Annotated in this window: 9 protein-coding genes; 5 read left to right on the top strand and 4 right to left on the bottom strand. The window is 69.1% G+C overall.

Annotated features, from left to right (window positions below; genetic code table 11):
- Positions 1 to 12: 12 nt before the first annotated feature.
- Together purU and GobsT_RS13015 are read right to left on the bottom strand one after the other, a co-directional pair.
- Positions 13 to 867 (bottom strand): formyltetrahydrofolate deformylase, encoded by an 855-nt coding sequence (gene purU / locus GobsT_RS13020; protein WP_010037834.1) that lies wholly within the window; start codon positions 865 to 867, stop codon positions 13 to 15.
- A gap of 344 nt (positions 868 to 1,211) precedes the next feature.
- Positions 1,212 to 3,524, bottom strand: a complete 2,313-nt coding sequence (locus GobsT_RS13015; protein WP_010037832.1) for a methyl-accepting chemotaxis protein — start codon at positions 3,522 to 3,524, stop codon at positions 1,212 to 1,214.
- Positions 3,525 to 4,911: 1,387 nt separating this feature from the next.
- On the opposite strand from GobsT_RS13015, the gene GobsT_RS13010 reads away from it, so the two are divergent.
- From GobsT_RS13010 to GobsT_RS13000, 3 genes are all read left to right on the top strand, one after another.
- Complete coding sequence (locus GobsT_RS13010; protein WP_010037830.1) at positions 4,912 to 5,754, top strand: hypothetical protein; 843 nt, start codon at positions 4,912 to 4,914, stop codon at positions 5,752 to 5,754.
- A 153-nt stretch (positions 5,755 to 5,907) separates the two neighbouring features.
- A complete protein-coding gene (locus tag GobsT_RS13005; protein ID WP_109571115.1) occupies positions 5,908 to 8,163 on the top strand; it encodes an efflux RND transporter periplasmic adaptor subunit in 2,256 nt (751 codons plus the stop codon).
- Positions 8,164 to 8,493: 330 nt separating this feature from the next.
- Complete coding sequence (locus tag GobsT_RS13000; protein ID WP_010050850.1) at positions 8,494 to 11,931, top strand: efflux RND transporter permease subunit; 3,438 nt, start codon at positions 8,494 to 8,496, stop codon at positions 11,929 to 11,931.
- Between the two features lie 39 nt (positions 11,932 to 11,970).
- Here GobsT_RS13000 and GobsT_RS12995 read toward each other — a convergent pair whose 3' ends face one another.
- On the bottom strand, positions 11,971 to 12,426 hold the full coding sequence (locus tag GobsT_RS12995; RefSeq protein WP_010050849.1) for a hypothetical protein: 456 nt from the start codon (positions 12,424 to 12,426) through the stop codon (positions 11,971 to 11,973).
- Positions 12,427 to 12,771: 345 nt separating this feature from the next.
- Positions 12,772 to 13,728: a DUF1559 domain-containing protein gene (locus GobsT_RS12990; RefSeq protein WP_010037093.1), complete on the bottom strand. Its 957-nt coding sequence runs from the start codon at positions 13,726 to 13,728 to the stop codon at positions 12,772 to 12,774.
- Positions 13,729 to 14,064: 336 nt separating this feature from the next.
- Here GobsT_RS12990 and GobsT_RS12985 point away from each other — a divergent pair, with 336 nt between their 5' ends.
- Positions 14,065 to 14,664 carry an RNA polymerase sigma factor gene (locus GobsT_RS12985; RefSeq protein ID WP_010037091.1) on the top strand — a complete coding sequence of 200 codons (600 nt, stop codon included), beginning with the start codon at positions 14,065 to 14,067 and terminating at the stop codon, positions 14,662 to 14,664.
- Between the two features lie 23 nt (positions 14,665 to 14,687).
- Positions 14,688 to 18,173: a WD40 repeat domain-containing serine/threonine-protein kinase gene (locus GobsT_RS12980; RefSeq protein ID WP_010037090.1), complete on the top strand. Its 3,486-nt coding sequence runs from the start codon at positions 14,688 to 14,690 to the stop codon at positions 18,171 to 18,173.
- Positions 18,174 to 18,239: the final 66 nt, after the last annotated feature.

Here is an 18,239-nt window from a genome sequence, read left to right as displayed (position 1 = left end):
CACCGGGCCGCCTCAATCGAAGATCACGGATTTGTGGTTGTAGACGAGGATGCGGTGGTCCAGGTGCCACCGCACCGCCCGCGACAGCACCACCTTTTCCAGGTCGCGGCCCTTTTCGAGCAGGTCCTCAAGGCCGTCGCGGTGCGAGATCCGCACCACGTCCTGCTCGATGATCGGCCCCTCGTCCAGGTCCTCCGTGGCGTAGTGGCTGGTGGCGCCGATCAGCTTCACCCCGCGCTCGAACGCCCGGTGGTACGGCCGCGCCCCCATGAACGCCGGCAGGAACGAGTGGTGGACGTTGATGACTCGCTGCGGGTACCGCGCCACGAACTCGCGCGACAAAATCTGCATGTACCGGGCCATCACCACGAGGTCGATCTTCTCCGCCGCGAGCAGGTCCAGTTGCTTCCGCTCGGCGGCCTCCTTGTCGCCGGCCGGAACCGGGATCACGTGAAACGGGACGCCGTAGAAGTCGCCCCACTTCTGCGCGTCGGGGTGGTTCGCAACGATGACCGGGATTTCGCAAAGCAGCTCGCCGGTCTTGTGGCGGTACAGCAGGTCCATCAGGCAGTGGTCGTACTTCGAGACGAACAGCGCCACCCGGAGCGGGTTGCGGGAGTCTTCGAGCCGCCAGCGCATTTCGAACCGGTCGGCGAGCGGCGAAAACCGGCGCGAGAACTCCGCCAGGTCGAGCGCGAACCCGCTCAGGTCCCACTCGACGCGCATGAAGAACAGCTTCCCCTCCGCGTCCTGGTGCTGGTCCGCGTGGAGGATGTTGGCGTCGTGCTTGTACAGGAACTCCGCGACCGCGGCGACGATCCCCTTGCGGTCCGGGCAGGTGATGAGCAGGACGGCGGTGTTCTTCATGGGGAGCAACTGTCGGTGGGTCGGTTGTCAGTGGTCAATCTAGAGACCCGCGCGCCACCGACCCGGCTCGGACAGATTTACGGCGCACCGCCGCACGGCCCCGCGGCATTAAACCGGCCGCAACGTCCGGCGGGCGCACAAGGGAGAGCCGGCACGTCCGCCGCCGGGAACAAAACGGCGAGGGGGAGTGATCGCTACGGGGTGCGGCGGGAAGGCGCGACCGCGATCGGGTCGAAATGTGATTCGGTCGAAGGGCTTTTGAGCCGTGGGACGTGCGCTGCGGGAAACGGCGGTGCCGGCTCGCAGGGCCTCATGCGCCCCACGAACCGGCCCCGCGAGACCACTCAGAAATCGCTGAAGCCGTCGCTGCCGAGCGAATCCAGTTCGTGCCCCTGGCCCGCGGCCCCCTGCGGAACGGCCTTGGGCGCGGCGGGCCGGGCATTCGCGCGGGCCGGCCGCCGGGGCGAACTCGCGGCGACGGCGACGCGCTGAGGCGCGCCGTGTTCGGAAGCCAGTTTGAAGCGGGCGACGAGGTCCCGGAGCTGGCCCGCCTGATCGGTCAAGGTCTGGGCGGTGGCGCTCATCTCCTCGGTCTGGGAGGCGTTCCGCTGGGTGACGGTGTCCATCTGGGAGACGGCCTTGTTGACCTGCTCGATCCCCCCGGACTGCTCCTTACTGGCGCCCGCGATCTCGGCAACGATATCGGTGACCCGCTTCACACTGATCACGATCTCGGCCAGCGTGTCGCCCGACTTGTTGACCAGTTCGGTGCCGGCGTCCACCTTTTTGACGCTGTCGTTGATCAGGCTCTTGATCTCCTTGGCGGCGGTGGCGGACCGCTGGGCCAGGTTGCGGACCTCGGTGGCCACCACCGCGAACCCGCGCCCCTGCTCCCCGGCCCGGGCCGCCTCGACCGCCGCGTTCAGGGCCAGGAGGTTGGTCTGGAACGCGATCTCGTCGATGGTCGTGATGATCTCCGCGATCTTCTTGCTCGACCCGTTGATCTCACCCATCGCCTCGACCGCGGAACTCACCACCTGCCGGCCCTTCTCGGCGATCTCCTTGGACCCGCTGGCCAGTTGCCGAGCCTGCTGGGCGTTGTCCGCGCTCTGTTTGACAGTGGAGGTGATCTCTTGCAGGGCGCCGGCGGTCTCTTCCAGGCTGGACGCCTGCTCCTGAGCGCCGGACGAGATCTCCTCGCTCGCGCTGGACAATTGGCCGCTGGCGTCGGCCAGTTGCTCGGACACCTCCCGCACGCCCTCCAGCGCGGTCCGGACCGCGAGCACCGCCGTGTTCAGCGACCGCGCCATCTGGCCCACGTTGTCGGTGCCCAGGTCCGGGACCGACACCGTGAAATCGCCCGCCGCCAGCGCGTTCACGGCCTTGATGATTTCTTCCACCTTCCGCTGGAGTTCGATCGTGTCGGCCTTCACCTGCTCTTCCATCTGCTTCTGGGCGGTGATGTCCGTGGCGAACTTCACCACCTTGTACGGCCGGCCGGTGACGGAGTTGAGGATCGGGTTGTAGGAGGCCCTGAGCCACACCTCCTTTCCCCCTTTGCCGACCCGCTTGAAGTCATTAAAGACGAACTCGCCGCGGTTCAGTTTCGCCCAAAAGTCGCGGTACTCGGGGCTCGCGGCCTGGTCGGGGGTGACGAACATCCGGTGGTGCTGGCCCTGGACCTCGCCCAACTGGTAGCCCGTCGTCTTCAAGAAGTTCTCGTTGGCCGTCAGGATCGTCCCGTCGAGGCCGAACTCGATCATCGCCTGGACCTTGCTGACCGCCATGATCTGCCCCACGTAATCGTCGTTCCGCTCCCGCTGTATGCCGACCTCTTCCCAACTCACCCGGTCCTGCTTCAGGGCGCCCCGCATGCCTTGGAGGGTGGCGTTGAGTGATGCCGCCAGTTGCCCGAACTCGTCCATCGACGTTTCGTCGGCGACCAGTGTCAGGTCCCCGATGGCCACGGCCCGCAAAATTTTACCGGTCGCCTCGAGCGGCCGGACGATCAGCCGCCGAAAGAACAGGCCGACGGCCACAGCAATGACGACCGCAGCGCCGATGACCACGAACATCGTCGTCCGGGCCGAGGCGTACAGGGCCTGCGCGGCGGCGGCCTCCCGTTCCGCCCCGGCCGTCTGGATGTCGCAGAGCTCGTTCAAAAAGCCGTTCATCTTGTTCGTGTTGGGGACCGAGGCGGCGCACAGCTTCTCGGCCCGCTCAATCTCCCCCGCGCTCAGCGCGGCCATCGCGGCGTCGTGGTCGCGGCGGAACTGCTCCAGGTGCGGTTGCACCGCCCCCCACGCCGCCTTCTCCTTGTCGTCCATCGGCAGCGCCTGGTACCGCCCGGTCGCATCGCGAACCTTGGGCCAAGTCGTTTCGAGCGTCTTCGAGGCCCGCTGCCGCGTCGCCTCATCCTTGCTCTGTGCGGCGATCAGAACGGACCGCTCGGACCGCTGGATGGTGAGCAGGGCCGCCCGCAAATCGCCCAGGGAGCGGAGCGCCGGGATCTGGTTCTGGTTGGCGTTTTCCAGGGCGTGGTTCACCTCACTCGTGGCACGGAGACCGAAGTACCCGACGCCGGCGCACAGAACGGCTAGCAGCAGAAACGCTCCGATGAGCCGGGTGCCGATTGGGAGATCGTTGAACTTGGTCATAGCGCAGCGGTCCTGGTGAAGCCCCGTGGTGACGGGACCGTGGCTGCGCGGCAGGGCGAGTTGCCGCGCGATCGAACGATCCGCGCCGGCGGCACGCTTGCCGACGCGCAGGCGTTCGTGGCAAGCGCCATGTGAGGGCCGCCGCCGGCCGAGCGTTCACGTGGCGCGACGTTTACGGGTAACCGTGGGTCCGCCTGCGCCCCCGGCGCCGGTTCCCGGCGGCGCGCTCGTGGTCACCGATCCGTACCGGGGCCAACGGAAGGACGGACCGCGTTTCAGCAGCACGCGGCCGCGCATAACAACGCGCGGCGAATCGTCAAAGCATCGCAACAATACTAATCGTGACTTGCTTGCAAAATTTGCCTTTGGGGGTGTCGCGGCGGCGCCGCCGCACTAAACGCCCCGCAGTCGCGCCCTGGCAAAAAACACACATATCAACGACTGATATGTCAATTATCCAGGCAGCTTCCCCTGCCCCACCTCTCAACTTCACCCGCGCGGCCGCGAGCACCGGATCTTCTGGCCCGCACAACCGCGCAACCCTCACTACTGGCAGGACCTACGAGAGGCACTCCATCCCAACGGGCACAGGGTTCGCGAACGGGTTGGACTTGAGCCTTGACCGGGCCAATACTATGACACTGCCGTAACCCGTTGGTGGGCTCGGCTTGAGGGTTGGTAGTCGATGCTTCGCGCGGCGCTCACGTACCAACTGATTCTCGCCGTGGCGGTGGGGCCGATGCTCTGCTGCTGCTCGGCAGGGAAGACGTTGGCGCGCCCGTCGGCGTCACCGCCCGCCTCAACGTCCGTTGTGCAACACGCCTCAGTTGAGTCCGCTCCCCACGCGTGCTGCGCGCACAGACGTGTCGCACGGGAGCCGGCTCACGACAAGGCGCCGGCCCCGACGAAGCCCGATGCACCGTGCGGGAAGTGCCCGTGTAAAGACGCGGCGGGAAAAGCGGAGCTGACACACATCGAAGTAGCACAGACGGACCTGTCCCAGTTTCTGCGTGCGCTCGGTTTCGATGCCTCTCTTTCGTTCGTTTTGCTGGCGCTCACGGTGCCCGTGTCGGAGCCATCGACGAACCCTTCACCCAGGCGCGCGGAGCACGCGCCCTCACCGGCTGATCAGATCCTTTACGCGCATCACAATCTGCGCTGCTAGCGTTTCGCCACCTTTCACCTTGCGCCGCGCCCCGTGGGCGTGCGCCGTTCCCTGCAGCGATTCGCCGGGCCGCCCGGCGTGCCGCCTCCGTTTAGCCGTACCCTCGTTGTCATAACTGGCCGGTTCCCGGCGTGTTGTGGCGCGTCCCGTTCCGCGTTCACGTGCGAGGTCCGCACACCCGGAGTCGTTCCCGGTGCTCTGCGGATTCTGAGGAGTTTATCCATGAACCGTAAGTGGGTTCTTTTCGGCGTGCTGGTCGTCCCGGCGGTGGCTCTCGTCGTCGGGTGCCGCAACGATTCCCCCGTTCCGACCCAGAAGGCCGCCCCACAAGGTGGTGAGACGAAGTCGGGTGCACCGAAAGGGGACGAGCACGCGCACAAGCCGGGCGCACACGGCGGCATCATCGTCGCGCTGGGCAAGGACAGCTACCACGCCGAGGCCGTGTTCGAGAAGGGGGGCAAGGTCCGCCTCTACATGCTCGGCAAGGAAGAGACCCGCGTGCAACAGGTCGAGGCCCAGACCTTGAGCGCGTTCGTCACCCCCGAGGGCTCGACCGACGCGGTCCCGGTGGCGTTTAAGCCCGAACCGCAGCAAGGGGACGCCGCGGGAACGACCTCGCTGTTCGTTGCGGCGCTGCCCGAGGGGCTCGCGGGCAAGAAGGTGCAGATCACCATCAACAACATCAACGTGGGCGGCGAGCGATTCCGCATCGGCTTCGGTAACGAGGCGCACGGCGACGCGATGCCGGCGAAGAAGGCGACCGCCGAGGAGCAGAAGCTGTTCCTCACGCCGGGCGGGTTGTACACCGCGGCCGACATCAAGGCCAACGGCGACACCATCCCGGCGGTGAAGTACCGCGGCATCCGCCCCACCCACGAGGCGCACCCGTCGCCGGGGCAGAAGATCTGCCCCGTCTCGCGAACCGCGGCCAATCCGAAGTTCACCTGGGTGATCGGCGGCAAAACGTACGAGTTCTGCTGCACCCCCTGCATCGAAGAGTTCCTGAGCACGGCCAAGGAGAAACCGGCCGAGATCAAGGACCCGTCGGAGTACGTGAAGAAGTGACCCGCCCCGGCGCGCGGCGAGTGCCCCCGCGCCGGTTCATCAGGTTCCAAGTCAAAACAACAGAGCCGCGAAAGCAAACGGCGTTTAACTCGCGCCCGGTCTCCGCTTGGAACTTGGAACTTGGAACTGTTGGCCCCGAGTGAGGTGTCCGCAATGTCGAGTGACTCCGAACGGCCGTCCGGGTGGCCCACGTTCGCACGCCAGGCCCGCTGGGCGGCCGGGGCTCTGCTCACCGTCGCGGCCACCTTCCTCGCGGCACACGAAGGGCACGCCCCGCTCCCCACGAAAGGAGCGGTGGCCGACACGGTGACCGGGCACCTGCTGCTGACGGACGACGCCCGGCAGAGCATTGATGTCGCCACCGAACCCGTCGAGCTTCGGACGCTGGACGAGCGGGTGCTGGCCTACGCCAGCGTCGTCGCCCCGTGGCGGAACCACGGCTTCGCCACCGCGGTGCTGCCCGGGCGCGTGGTCAAGGTCCACGTCGTGCCGGGGCAAGCGGTGCGGGCCGGAGAGGTGCTGGCCGAGGTCGAGAGCCCCGAACTCGATGCCCTTCAGCAGGACGTGCTCACCGCGCAGAGCGAGGTCCGGCTCTCGGAAAAGCTCGTCACCGAACTCGGGAAGTCGGCCGACGCCGGCGCCGTCGCGGGCCAGGCGGTGCTCGACGCCGAAACGAAGCACGCCCAAAACCGGAACGCGCTCGAGGTGACCCGCGCGCGGTGGGCGGGCCTCGGGCTGCCCCGGTCCCAGTTCGACGACCTGCTCGCCACCGGGGCGCCGCGCCCCGGGCTCACGCTCCCGGTCGTGTCGCCGGTGCCGGGGGTCATCGCCCACGCCGAACTCACCGCGGGAAAGGTGGTCGAGCCGGCGGAGCACCTGGCCGAGGTGGTGGATCTCTCCGTGGTGTGGGTCAAGGTGGGCGTGCTGGAACGGGACCTCCGAAAGGTGAAGATCGGTCAAACGGTCGAAGTGGAACTCGTGGCCTACCCCGGCCGCTCGTTCCGCACGCAGGTGCGAGCCGTAAGCCCGGCCCTGGACCCGGCCACGAACGTGTTCACGGTCTGGGCAGAACTTTCCAACCCCGATTCCAGCGAGCCGCTCTTTCAGCCGGGTATGGCGGGCAGTGCTCGAGTTCTTGTGCCCGGCGACAAGCCGCGGCCGGCCGTGCCCGCCGCGGCCGTCGTGCGCGAAGGTGCGGAACGGTTCGTCCTGGTTGAGGAGGCGCGCGCCGGTCAGTCGTCGGAGTACCGGCGGGTGCCCGTCGTCCCGGGGCGGGAAGAGAACGGTGCCGTCGAACTCCTCGCCGGCACCGTGTACCCGGGCGACCGCGTGGTCACGCGCGGCGCGACGCTCCTCGGGCCGTTCTTCGCGCCCACGGTCCTGGCCCCCTCCGCCGAGGCGACCCGGACGATGCGGCTGAGGGTGGAACCGGCGGCCGTGGGACCGGTCGACGAGGTGGCGGTCCTGGACGGGGCCGTTGAGGTCGAACCGGCGGCCCGCGGTTCGGCGTCGTCGCAACTGGCGGGGACCGTCCGGTCGATCCGCGTCGATCGCGGCCAGGAGGTGCGAGCCGGGGAGGTGCTGGCAGAGGTGTTCAGCCCCGAGCTTCTCACCACCCAGCAGGAGTTCCTTCGGACCGAACTTGAAGCGACCCTGACCGCTCAAACCCTCAAAACCCTGAAAACCGCGCCGGGCGTCGCGGCCCGGCGGCTGTGGGAACTCGAAAGTCAGGTCACCACGCTCCGCGCGCGGGCCGGCGCCCTCCGGCGCCAGCTCACCACCGCGGGCCTCACCGCCGAACAGGTGGAGGGGGTCGTTGCGAAGCGCGAGCTGGTCGCGACCGTGCCGGTCCGCGCCCCGCTGTCCGGCGCGGTGGTGGGATTCGACAAGGTGTTGGGACAGGCGGTGGCCGCACACGAGCCGCTGTTCGAGGTTCACGACCTCCGGCGGCCCCAGGTCCGCGGCTACCTCTCCGAGCGCGACGTGGGCCGGGTGCGCATCGGCCAGCCGGTCCGGGTGCGGCTCGTCGCCGCCCCCGAAACGGTCCTCACCGGGACCGTGGTCCGTAGCGCCCGGAACGTGACGGTTGACGCCCGCACCCTCTCCGTCTGGGTCGAACTCTCAGACCGATCGGGGGCCACGCTCCGGCACAACCAGCTCGCCTCACTGGCGGTCACGGTGGGCGCCCGCCCGCCGGGCGTTCGTGTGCCCCGGGCAGCCGTGGTGTCCGACGGTGCGACCGCGTTCGTGTTCGTCCAGCAGTCGGGCGGCCGGTTCGAGCGCCGCGCGGTCGCGACCGGCCCGGCCGACGACCAATTCGTGACCGTCACGCGCGGCTTGGCGGCCGGCGACCCGGTCGCGACCGCGGGCGCAGCCGAACTCATGACCGCCTTCGCGTCGCTCCGCTAGCCCAAGTGTAAGAGCGCGCGGCGGAATGAACTCCGCGCCGCGCCGCGGCGGGCGCGGAGCGAGCGCCATGTGACAGTAACACGTGACGGAGCCAAGGCAATTTTTGACAGGATCGACAGGATAAACAGGATGAAGACAGCTCAATTCTAAATCCTGTTTATCCTGTCGATCCTGTCAAAAATTGCCTTCATAAACGCGTGACCGCGTGGGCCGAAACGAAGTCACCGCCGCCCGTTCCGCCACCGTCGAAGTCGTATCGCATGGGCTCTGGCGATCTCAAGTGGTACGACCTTACGACCTGACACTCCACGAAGCGAAGGGGACCCGTCCGTGCTCGACCGCGTGATCGCGCTCTCGCTCAAGAACCGGTTCCTGGTGCTGCTGTGCGCGGTCGCGGTCGCGGCGGCGGGGGCGTACCAGCTCGCGCGCACGCCGGTCGATGTGTTCCCGGACCTGAACCGCCCCACGGTGACGGTACTGACCGAGGCCCCGGGCCTCGCGCCCGAAGAGGTGGAATCGCTCGTCACCCGCCCGCTCGAGTACCAACTGAACGGCTCGACGGACGTGCGGCGCGTGCGCTCGGCGTCGGGCATCGGGCTGTCCGTCGTGTGGGTCGAGTTCGACTGGGGCACGGACATCTACCGCGACCGCCAGATCGTCTCCGAGCGGCTCCAGCTCGTCCGGTCCCGGCTCCCCGAGGGGGTGAACCCGGTCATGGCCCCGATCTCCTCCATCATGGGCGAGGTGATGCTCGTGGGTTTGCGGCCGGCCCAGTCCCCCGCGACCGACGCCGAACGGCTGCAACAGGGGATGGAGTTGAGGACGTTCGGCGAGTTCGCCGTGCGGAACCGGCTCCTCGCCGTGGACGGTGTGTCGCAGGTGACGGTGATGGGCGGGCACCTGAAGCAGTACCAGGTCGTCACGGCGCCCGAGCGGCTCGCGGCCCAGAACGTGACCCTCGAGCAACTGACCGAGGCGGCCCGGAAGGCGAACGTACTCGCGGGCGGCGGGGTGATGGAGCGCGGGCCGAAGGAGTCGCTCATCCGCATCAGCGGGCAGAGCCTCACCCCGGACGAGATCGAGGACACGCCCGTCGTGTGGCGCGACAACCGCGCCATCCGGGTGCGGGACGTGGCCGACGTGCGGTTCTCCGGGCCGGTGCGCCGCGGCGACGGCAGCGTCCGGGTCAAAGAGGGCGCCGCCGTGACCGGCGGCCCCGCCGTCATCCTTGCGGTTCAGAAGCAGCCGAGCGCGAACACCCTCGACCTCACCCCGAAACTCGATCAGGCGCTCGCGGACCTCCGGGAGGACGCCCCGCCCGGCACGGTGATCGAGTCCCGCGTGTTCCGCCAGGCGGACTTCATTCGCACCGCCGTTGACAACGTCATTGAGGCCATCCGGGACGGCACCATCTGGGTGTTCGTGGTGCTGGTCCTGTTCCTGGCGAGCGTGCGGACCAGTGTCATCACACTCACGGCGATCCCGCTTTCGGTCCTGGTGACGGTACTCGTATTCGGCACCTTCGGCGCGACCGTTAACACCATGACGCTCGGCGGCCTCGCGGTCGCCGTGGGCGAACTGGTCGATGACGCCATCGTGGACGTGGAGAACATCTTCCGCCGGCTGAACGAGAACCGCGCACGGGAGCGCCCCGAGCCTTCGCTCAAGGTGATTTTCAAGGCGTCCAGTGAGGTGCGGAACTCCATCGTCTACGCGACGCTCGTGGTGTGCCTCGTGGTGCTCCCGCTGTTCGCGCTTTCGGGTCTCGAAGGCCGCATGTTCGCGCCGCTCGGGCTCGCGTACCTCGTGTCGCTCCTGGCGTCCCTGGCGGTGTCGCTCACGGTGACGCCGGTGCTGTCGTCGTTCTTGCTGGCCCGTGGGCCAGCGCGGAAGCACCGCGACCCGCTCCTCCTGCGTGCGCTCAAGTGGCTCGACGCGCGGCTGCTCCGGTTCACGCTCCGACACCCCCGGCCGATCCTCGCGGCGTCGCTGCTGCTGTCACTGGCGAGCGCCGCGTTCGTGTTCGGGATGGGATCGGAATTTCTCCCGCCGTTCAACGAGGGCACCGTCACGGTGAACCTCCAGACCCCGCCGGGCACCAGCCTCGCCGAGAGCGGCCGCGTGGCGGCACTGGCCGAGGGCCGGTTGCTCGAGATCCCCGAGGTGGTGTCGGTGTCCCGGCGCACCGGGCGCGCCGAGCAGGACGAGCACGCCGAAGGGGTGAACGTCTCCGAACTCGATGTGCGACTGGCCCCGCACGAGCAGCCCCGGCCGGGGTTCTGGGCCGCGGCGGCCCGCGCGGTCCCCGGCCTACACCGGTCGGGCATTGATACGGCCGGCCGACCGCACGAAGCCGTTCTGGCCGACATCCGCGACCGCGTCAGCAGCATCCCGAACGTGAAGCCCAACGTGGGCCAGCCCATCAGTCACCGCCTCGACCACGTCATGAGCGGCGTTCGCGCGCAGGTGGCGGTGAAGGTGTTCGGTCCCGACCTCCAGGAACTCCGGGCGGCGGCCGGGGACATTGAGGCGGCGATGCGCGGCGTCCCCGGCGTGGTGGACCTACAGGTCGAACCGCAGGTGGAAATCTCGCAGGTGCGGCTCCGGGTGAAGCGCCAGGAGGCCGCCCGGTACGGCCTCGCCCCCGGCGACGTCGCCCGGTTGCTGGAAACCGCCTACAAGGGCCGCGCGGTCTCTACGGTGCTCGACCGGGAGCGCTTCTTCGACCTCGTCGTCTGGTACGACGACGCGGCCCGAAACGCGCCGGCGGTCATCGGGAGTACCATCCTCGACACGCCGTCGGGCCGCCGGGTGGCGCTCGACCAGGTGGCCGAGGTGGCCGACACCACCGGCCCCAACACACTCAACCACGAGAACATCGCCCGCCGCATCGTCGTGTCCTGTAACATCCAGGGGCGAAGCCTCGGGGACGTGGTCGCCGACATCCAGCGGGCCGTGAAGCCCGTCGAGCAAGCGCTCCGCGCGAAGGGTGCCGACTACCGCATTGAGGACGACGGCCAGTACCGCGCGCAACAGGAGGCGAACACGCGGCTCCTGGTGCTCGGGACGCTCGCGGTGTTCGGGGTGTTCGTGCTCCTCACCCGCTGCCTCGGCTCGTGGCGCGGCGCGCTCATGGTGCTCGGGGTGAACGTGCCGCTGGCGGCGCTCGGGGCCGTTGTCGCGCTGCTGCTGCTCAACCGGCCGGAACGTGCCGCCCTCGACGCCGCGCCGTGGTGGCGCTGGCCCGCCGTGTGGGCGCAAGCGACGACGCTCTCGGTGGCCCACTGGGTCGGGTTCATCACCCTCATTGGGATCGTGTCCCGGAACGGCATCATGATGATCGCCCACTACATCCACCTCATGAAGGAGGAAGGCGAGACGTTCGGTGAGGCGGTGATCGTCCGGGGCAGTCTAGAGCGCCTCGCGCCGGTGCTCATGACGGCCGGCGTCGCGGTGATCGGGCTCGTGCCGCTCGCGCTCGGCGCCGGGCAACCGGGCAAAGAGATCCTTCACCCGCTCGCGGTGGTCGTCATCGGTGGTCTCGTCACTTCCACCGTCATGGATCAGGTGGTGACCCCGGCGGTGTTCCTGCTGTTCGGGTCGAAGGTGTACGTCCCGCGCGCGAGCGACGGAACCGGGACGAACGAACTCTGGGACGATGCGTGGCTGACGGAAGGGGCGGATACGAAGCTGAGAGGTCAGACCGAAGCGAGAACCGAATCATCGAGCGAAGCGGTCACCAAGCAAATCACCGGCGGGGCGCCGTGAGCGCCCAGCCGTCCGCGGAACTGATGTCGGACCGCCAAGCTACTTGATTTCGATCGTCACCGTCGAACTGGGCTTCTTGGCTTCCTGACGCAGGGGGGTGCGGTAGTACTCGGAGCAATCGTCCTTCACCCGCTTGACGAGCGGCCCTTTGTCCTTGTGCTTCAGTTTGATGGGGTGGTCCGCCGGGATCGGGGCGGTGCGCTCCAGATAGTCAACATCGACCAGAATGACGCGGTGTGTGCCGACCACCGCACCGTCGTCGCCGGCGTCGGTCTGCAACCGGAACCGGCCGGAGGCGTCGGTGAGCCCGATCGACCGGGGGCCGACCACTCCGGCCTCGCGGTCCGGGTGGAATTCTACCTTCACGTTGTCCAGCGGCTTGCCGTCCTTGAGGACGACCCCCTCGACCGGAACCATCGGGAACTGTTGGCCCTGGCACGCCGTGAAAGCGGTCGTGACAACGCCGACCGTGAGCAAGGCCAAGCGGCGGAACATGGGAGCACTTCCTCGGGACAGAATGATGTCTTGGGGCGGGGTGGAGAATGAACGGAGACAGCGCGGGCAACGTCAGATGAGACCTGTCACCTGCCTGCTTCGATAAGTCACAGTCGAACCGCCTGCGTCAGCCGGCGGGTGGAACCTCAGCGCATCCTGAAGCCGATCGCATCAGCACCGCGCGAACTTGAAACCACCGATGTCCGGTTGAAGAGTATCGGTGATTGGGAGCGCCACCCGCCGGCTGACACCGGCGGTTCGACCGCGGCTCGTCGAACCGCCGGTGTCAGCCGGCGGGTGGAACCGACACCCGGCCGAGCGGTTACTCTTCAACTGAATGTGGTATCAGTAGTCCAGTCCGGCCAGCGTTTCACCGCCGGCCCGGGTGCCGAGGGCAACGAGGCCGCCGGAGAAGTTGTTGATCCCGTCCGAGAGGAACCGGACCGAGCCGTCGGCGTAGGCCATGTTTGCCCCGCCGGTGTGCGAGCTACCGAACGCAACGATTCGGTCCCAAAGGGCTGCGGCCCCCGACCCGGCGGCGGGCACTCGGTAGTTGAGCGGGTACGTTCCGGTGGCTCCGGCAAAGCTCCACGAGGTGCCCGTTCCGGACCACGCGCTGCCCCACGACTTCAGCGGGTACCCGAATCCGCCCCAGAACGATTTCGACCAGTTGGGGTCGCGGTTGGAAAACTCGCCGACGAGGAGGGTCGAGGACGTGCCGTCGGTAATCGCCTCGATTTTCACCGGCCCCACGGGCTTAAACGACGCATCGCCCGGAGGGGGCAGCGCGCCGTCGGCGCCGGACGTCCCGGTGCCGCTGCTGCCCTTGTAACTGGTCGTCGCCTGATAGATGGTGACCGATCCGGGCTTGTACGGCTCGACCGCGGGGTTGACATCGTCCGACGGGCACAGGAGCACGGAAACCGGTGTCGCCGACACCCCCGTCGAAGAGGACATGTCCGTCAGGTTCATGCCGACCGTTTGGTTCGCGGGCGTCACCGCCTTGTTCACAACCGCCTGGTACAAGTTCTGCTGCTCGAGGTACGGCAGCAGCACCAGCATGAACGACGTGTACCCGCCGCTGCTGATCCGGTACAGGTTGGGGAACGCGGCGTTCGAGTCGTGATAGTTGTGGAGCCCGAGCGCGACCTGCTTGAGGTTGTTCTGACACTTCATGCGCGCCGCCGCTTCGCGCACCTTCTGGACGGCCGGCAGCAACAGCCCGATCAAGATGGCAATGATGGCGATGACGACCAGCAACTCGATCAGCGTAAACCCGTCCCGGCGCCTGAGTTGTGCCACGTGTTTTCCCCTGGGAATGAAGCGCGTTCGGCGAGTACCGCAACCGGTTTCGGTCGCAGCAACGGATCCCACGACCGGTGCGAGCGGCCGTTCACGGACATTGCGGCCCGGAGGAGATAAGGAGAGAAGGTGCTACGGGCGGATCCGGCGTCAGGAAGATTACTGGCGGGGACTCCGGAACCTAATACGCCCTTCAACATTTTTTCTCCGACCGGCCGTTTCGGTTCGGGTGCCGCATCCACCGGCTTGAGCCGCCAACGGCCCTGATTGTGTGGCCCGCGGGGCGGGGGTATAAATGTGGGAATTAGGTTTCGGCCGTTCGGCGAGTAATGATCCATGAGCGGGAGCCCGGAATCACTCACACGGGTGACGCTCCTCGGGCGCCTCCGCCGGCGCCCGGGCGACCCGGACGCGTGGGCCGAGTTCGTCGCGCACTACGGGCCGAAGGTGCTGGCGTGGTGCCGCGGGTGGGGGCTCCAGGACGCGGACGCCCAGGACGTGGCGCAGACCGTGCTGATGAAGATGGCCACCCGGCTGCCGGACTTCGAGTACGACCCGGCCCAGAGCTTCCGGGCGTGGCTCAAGACGGTCACCCACCACGTCTGGTACGACGTCGATTTGAAGAACCGGCGCCCGGGGCGCGGGTCCGGCGACAGCGCAACGTTCGAGAAGCTCGACGAGGTGGCGGCCCGCGACACCCTGACCCGGTGCCTGGAAGACGCTTACGACGAAGAGCTGCTGCGCGAGGCGATGGCGCGGGTGCGGCTCCGGGTCGAACCGCGGACGTGGGAGGCGTTCCGGCTGCTCGCGCTCGAGGAGCGGCCCGGCGCGGACGTGGCCCAGCGGCTCGGGATGAAGCTGGCCACGGTGTACGTGGCGCGCAGCAAAGTGCAGCGGCTCCTGCGCGACGAGATCGCCCGGCTGGACACCGGCTGACGGCCAACAGCAGAAACCGATACATGCTCAAGACGACCAACTGCCCCGGCGCCGAGACCCTGGAACGGATGCTGCGCGAGCAACTCGGCGCGGAGGATGCCGCGGCGGTCGGGGCGCACGTCGAAACCTGCCGGACATGCGAACGAGTCCTCGATCGCCTCGCCCGCGCCGAGGGCGGTCCGGTCGGCCGCCTGCTCGCCGGCCTGAATTGCCCGACCCCGGTCATCTCGATCGCCCCGCTCCTCGCGCGGATCGGGGAGGCTCCTTCCGACGGTCGGAACGCCCCAACGCCGGAGCCCGAGATCTGGCCCGAGATCCCCGGGTACGAGATCCTCAAGGAACTCGGCCGCGGCGGGTCGGCGGTCGTGTACCAGGCGCGGCAGCGGTCGCTGAACCGGATGGTCGCGCTGAAAATGCTGCTGGTGCTGCCGCGCGGCGACAAAGAGGCGCGGGGGCGGATCCTCCAGGAGGCGCGCGCGCTGGCCCAGCTCCGGCACCCCAACATCGTCCAGGTTCACGACACCGGGGACCACGGCGGCCGTCCGTTCTTCTCGCTCGAACTGGTCGACGGGCCGACGCTCGCCGCCTGGGCGGGCGGCACCCCCCAGCCCCCGCGCACCGCCGCCCGGCTCGTGGCGGCCATCGCCCGGGCCGTCGAGTACGCCCACCAGAACGGCATCCTGCACCGCGACCTCAAACCCGCCAACGTGTTACTCGCCTCAGACCCGTCCGCGGGCGATCCCGCGTTACCCGAGGTGAAGGTCTCGGACTTCGGGCTCGCGAAGGTGACGCACGAGCCCGACCCGCAGCGCGAGCCGCTGACCGCGTCCGGCCTGTTCCTCGGAACGCCGTCGTACACGTCCCCGGAGCAGGCCCGCGGGGCCGGGCACCCGGTCGGCCCCGCGGCCGACGTGTACTCGCTCGGCGCGATCCTGTACGAGTTGCTCACCGGCCGCCCCCCGTTCCGGGCGGCCACGCCGCTGGACACGCTGCTCCAGGTGGCACACGACGAGCCGGTGTCGGTGGGCCGGTTGCAGCCCCGGCTGCCCCGCGACCTCGTCACCATTTGCGGCAAATGTCTGGAGAAGAACCCGGCCCGCCGGTACCCCACGGCCGCGGCGCTCGCGGCCGACCTGCGGCGGTTCCTGAAGCACGAGCCGATCCGGGCGCGCCCGGTCGGGCCGGCCGGCCGCGCGGCCCGCTGGGCGGTGCGGCGGCCCGCAATCGCCGGGCTGTTGCTGGCGCTGACCGCCGTCGCGGTGGCGGGGGTGGCCCTGGTGGTCGCCCAGTGGCGCGAGGCGGTCGCCGCCCGGAACCGGGCGGAAGCGCTGGCGGCGTCCGAAGTGGCCGCCCTGGCCGACGCCCGCGAGCAGAACGCCGCCGCGGTTGCGGCGCGCCGGCAGGCGGAACAAGCCGCCGCCGAACTGCTGCTCGATCAAAGCCTCGAGCAGTGCGAGCGCGGGAACGTGGCCGCGGGGCTCGTGGGACTGCGGCGGGGGCTTGAGCGGGTGACGGCCGCGGGGCTCGACGCCCTCGAACCGGCCTTCCGGCTGAACATCGCCGCCTGGTCCGCGCGGCACGCCGCGCCGGAGGTGAGCCCGCCGCTCGGGTCGTCCGTCACCTCCATCGCGTTCATGCCGGACGGGCGCCGGCTGCTGGTCGGCCGCTGGTCGACCAACGCGCCCGCCGGTCCCGTGCCCGGACAGGCTCAACTCTGGGACACGGACGGCTGGACCCCCGCAAGTCCTCCACTCGTTCACGGGAGCCCGGTTCTCGCGGTCGCGGTGAGCCCGGACGGGTCACAGTTGCTGACGGCCGGGCAAGACGGCACAGTTCAACTCTGGGACGCCAAAACCGGGAACCCGATCGGCGCGAAGCTGCGCGACCTGGCCACGGTCCATGCGGTCGCGTTCGCCCCCGACGGGCGGACGTTCGCGGCCGGCGGCGGCGCTCACGGCACCAACGAGCGCGGCGAAATCCGCATCTGGGAGACCGGCACCGGCCGGCCGGCCGCCCCCGTGATCGGTCAGCCCGGGCTCGTGGCCGCGGTCGCCTACAGTCCGGACGGCACCGGGCTCGCGTCCGGCTGCGCCCTCCCGGCGTCCGCGTCCGGACCGGTCGGGGGGCAGGTGTGCTTGTGGGACCCGAAAACGGGCCAGCAGGTCGGCCCGACCCTCATGCACGCGGCGGCGGTTCGCACGATCGCGTTCGCCCCCGACGGCACCCACCTTGTGACCGGCGGCGAGAACCAAACGGTGCTGGTCTGGGACCGCGCGACCGGGCAGCGGCGCGGGCTGCCCCAGGTGTGCCCATACGTCGTGCTGGGGGCGGCGCACGGCCCGGACGGCCGGACCGTCCTCACCGGCGGGGGCGGGTTGGACCACGGCGGGAACTGCGCCCAGTTGTGGGACCTGTACAGCAGCCGGCCGCTCGGCGCCGCAATGGCCCACCCGGGCGCGGTTCAAGCCGTGGCGTACCGACCGGACGGGCGCGGCTTCGCGACCGGGTGCCGGGACGGCCGGGTGCGGCTCTGGAAGTGCGACCACCTCCGGCCGGACCTCGAACTGCCCCACTTCGGGTTCGCACCGACCGTCACCGCGTACAGCCCGGACGGGAAATGGCTCATCTCCGCCGGAGGGGTGCCGGGGCCGAACGGCGGGCGTAGCCGGGTGTGGAACGCGGCAACCGGCCGCCCCGCCGGCCCCGAACTGACGCATCCCGACCGGGTCACGGCGGCGGCGTTCGCTCCCGGCGGTGATACCTACACCGTCGGCTGCGCGAACGGGACCGCCACAATTCATGAAACCGTCAACGGCGCCCCGGTCGGCGAGCCGCTCACAACCAGCGAGCGGCTCCACGACATCACGTACGAACCGAACGGCCGCACCGTGGTCCTGTTCGGCCCGAACGGCCCCGTCGGGCAGTGGAGCGCCGCGACCGGACAGCGGGTCGTGTCCGAATGGGAACGTGGGCGGACACGCCCTTGGGACAAGCTGACCGGCCCGGACGGCCGCACGGTGATCGAGCGCGGCCCCGGCGGTTCTGCGCTGGTTCAGGACGTTGCCACAGGGCGCCCGGTCGGGCCGGAACTCGACCACGGCGGGGAAGTGATCCGGTACGCCGGTTTCGCAGCGGGGGGCTCGCGGGTGTACACGATCGCCGGGCGCCCGCCGTTCGAGGACCGGTGTACGGTACGTCTCTGGGACGCGACCACCGCCGGGCTCGTGGCGGTGCTCCCGCACCAAACGGCCGTCCGGGCGGTCGGGTGCCGGTCGGGAAGTGACCTGCTGGCGACCGGCGGCTGGGAGGGCGACGTCCGACTCTGGGACGCCCGAACCGGTCGGGCCGTCGGCCCGCGGTTGCCGTGCGGGGGCAACGTCCACAAGGTCGTGCTCGCACCCGACGGAAGTGCCGTCGCGGCAGTCGGCCAAGACCGCGTCCTGCGCGTGTGGCGGCTGCCGCCGATCGACTTCAGCAGTCACCCGACTGCCGTTCCATCCACCCCTTGAAACGAACCAATGTCGTCGCCACACTGGCGGCTTTTGGCACGGACGCCAGTCTGGGGGCATGACTGT

Source organism: Gemmata obscuriglobus, assembly GCF_008065095.1.
GTDB classification, from domain to species: Bacteria; Planctomycetota; Planctomycetia; order Gemmatales; family Gemmataceae; genus Gemmata; species Gemmata obscuriglobus.
The sequence above is the reverse complement of the archived record's forward strand: the minus strand, read 5'-3'. Positions and strand labels throughout refer to the sequence as shown.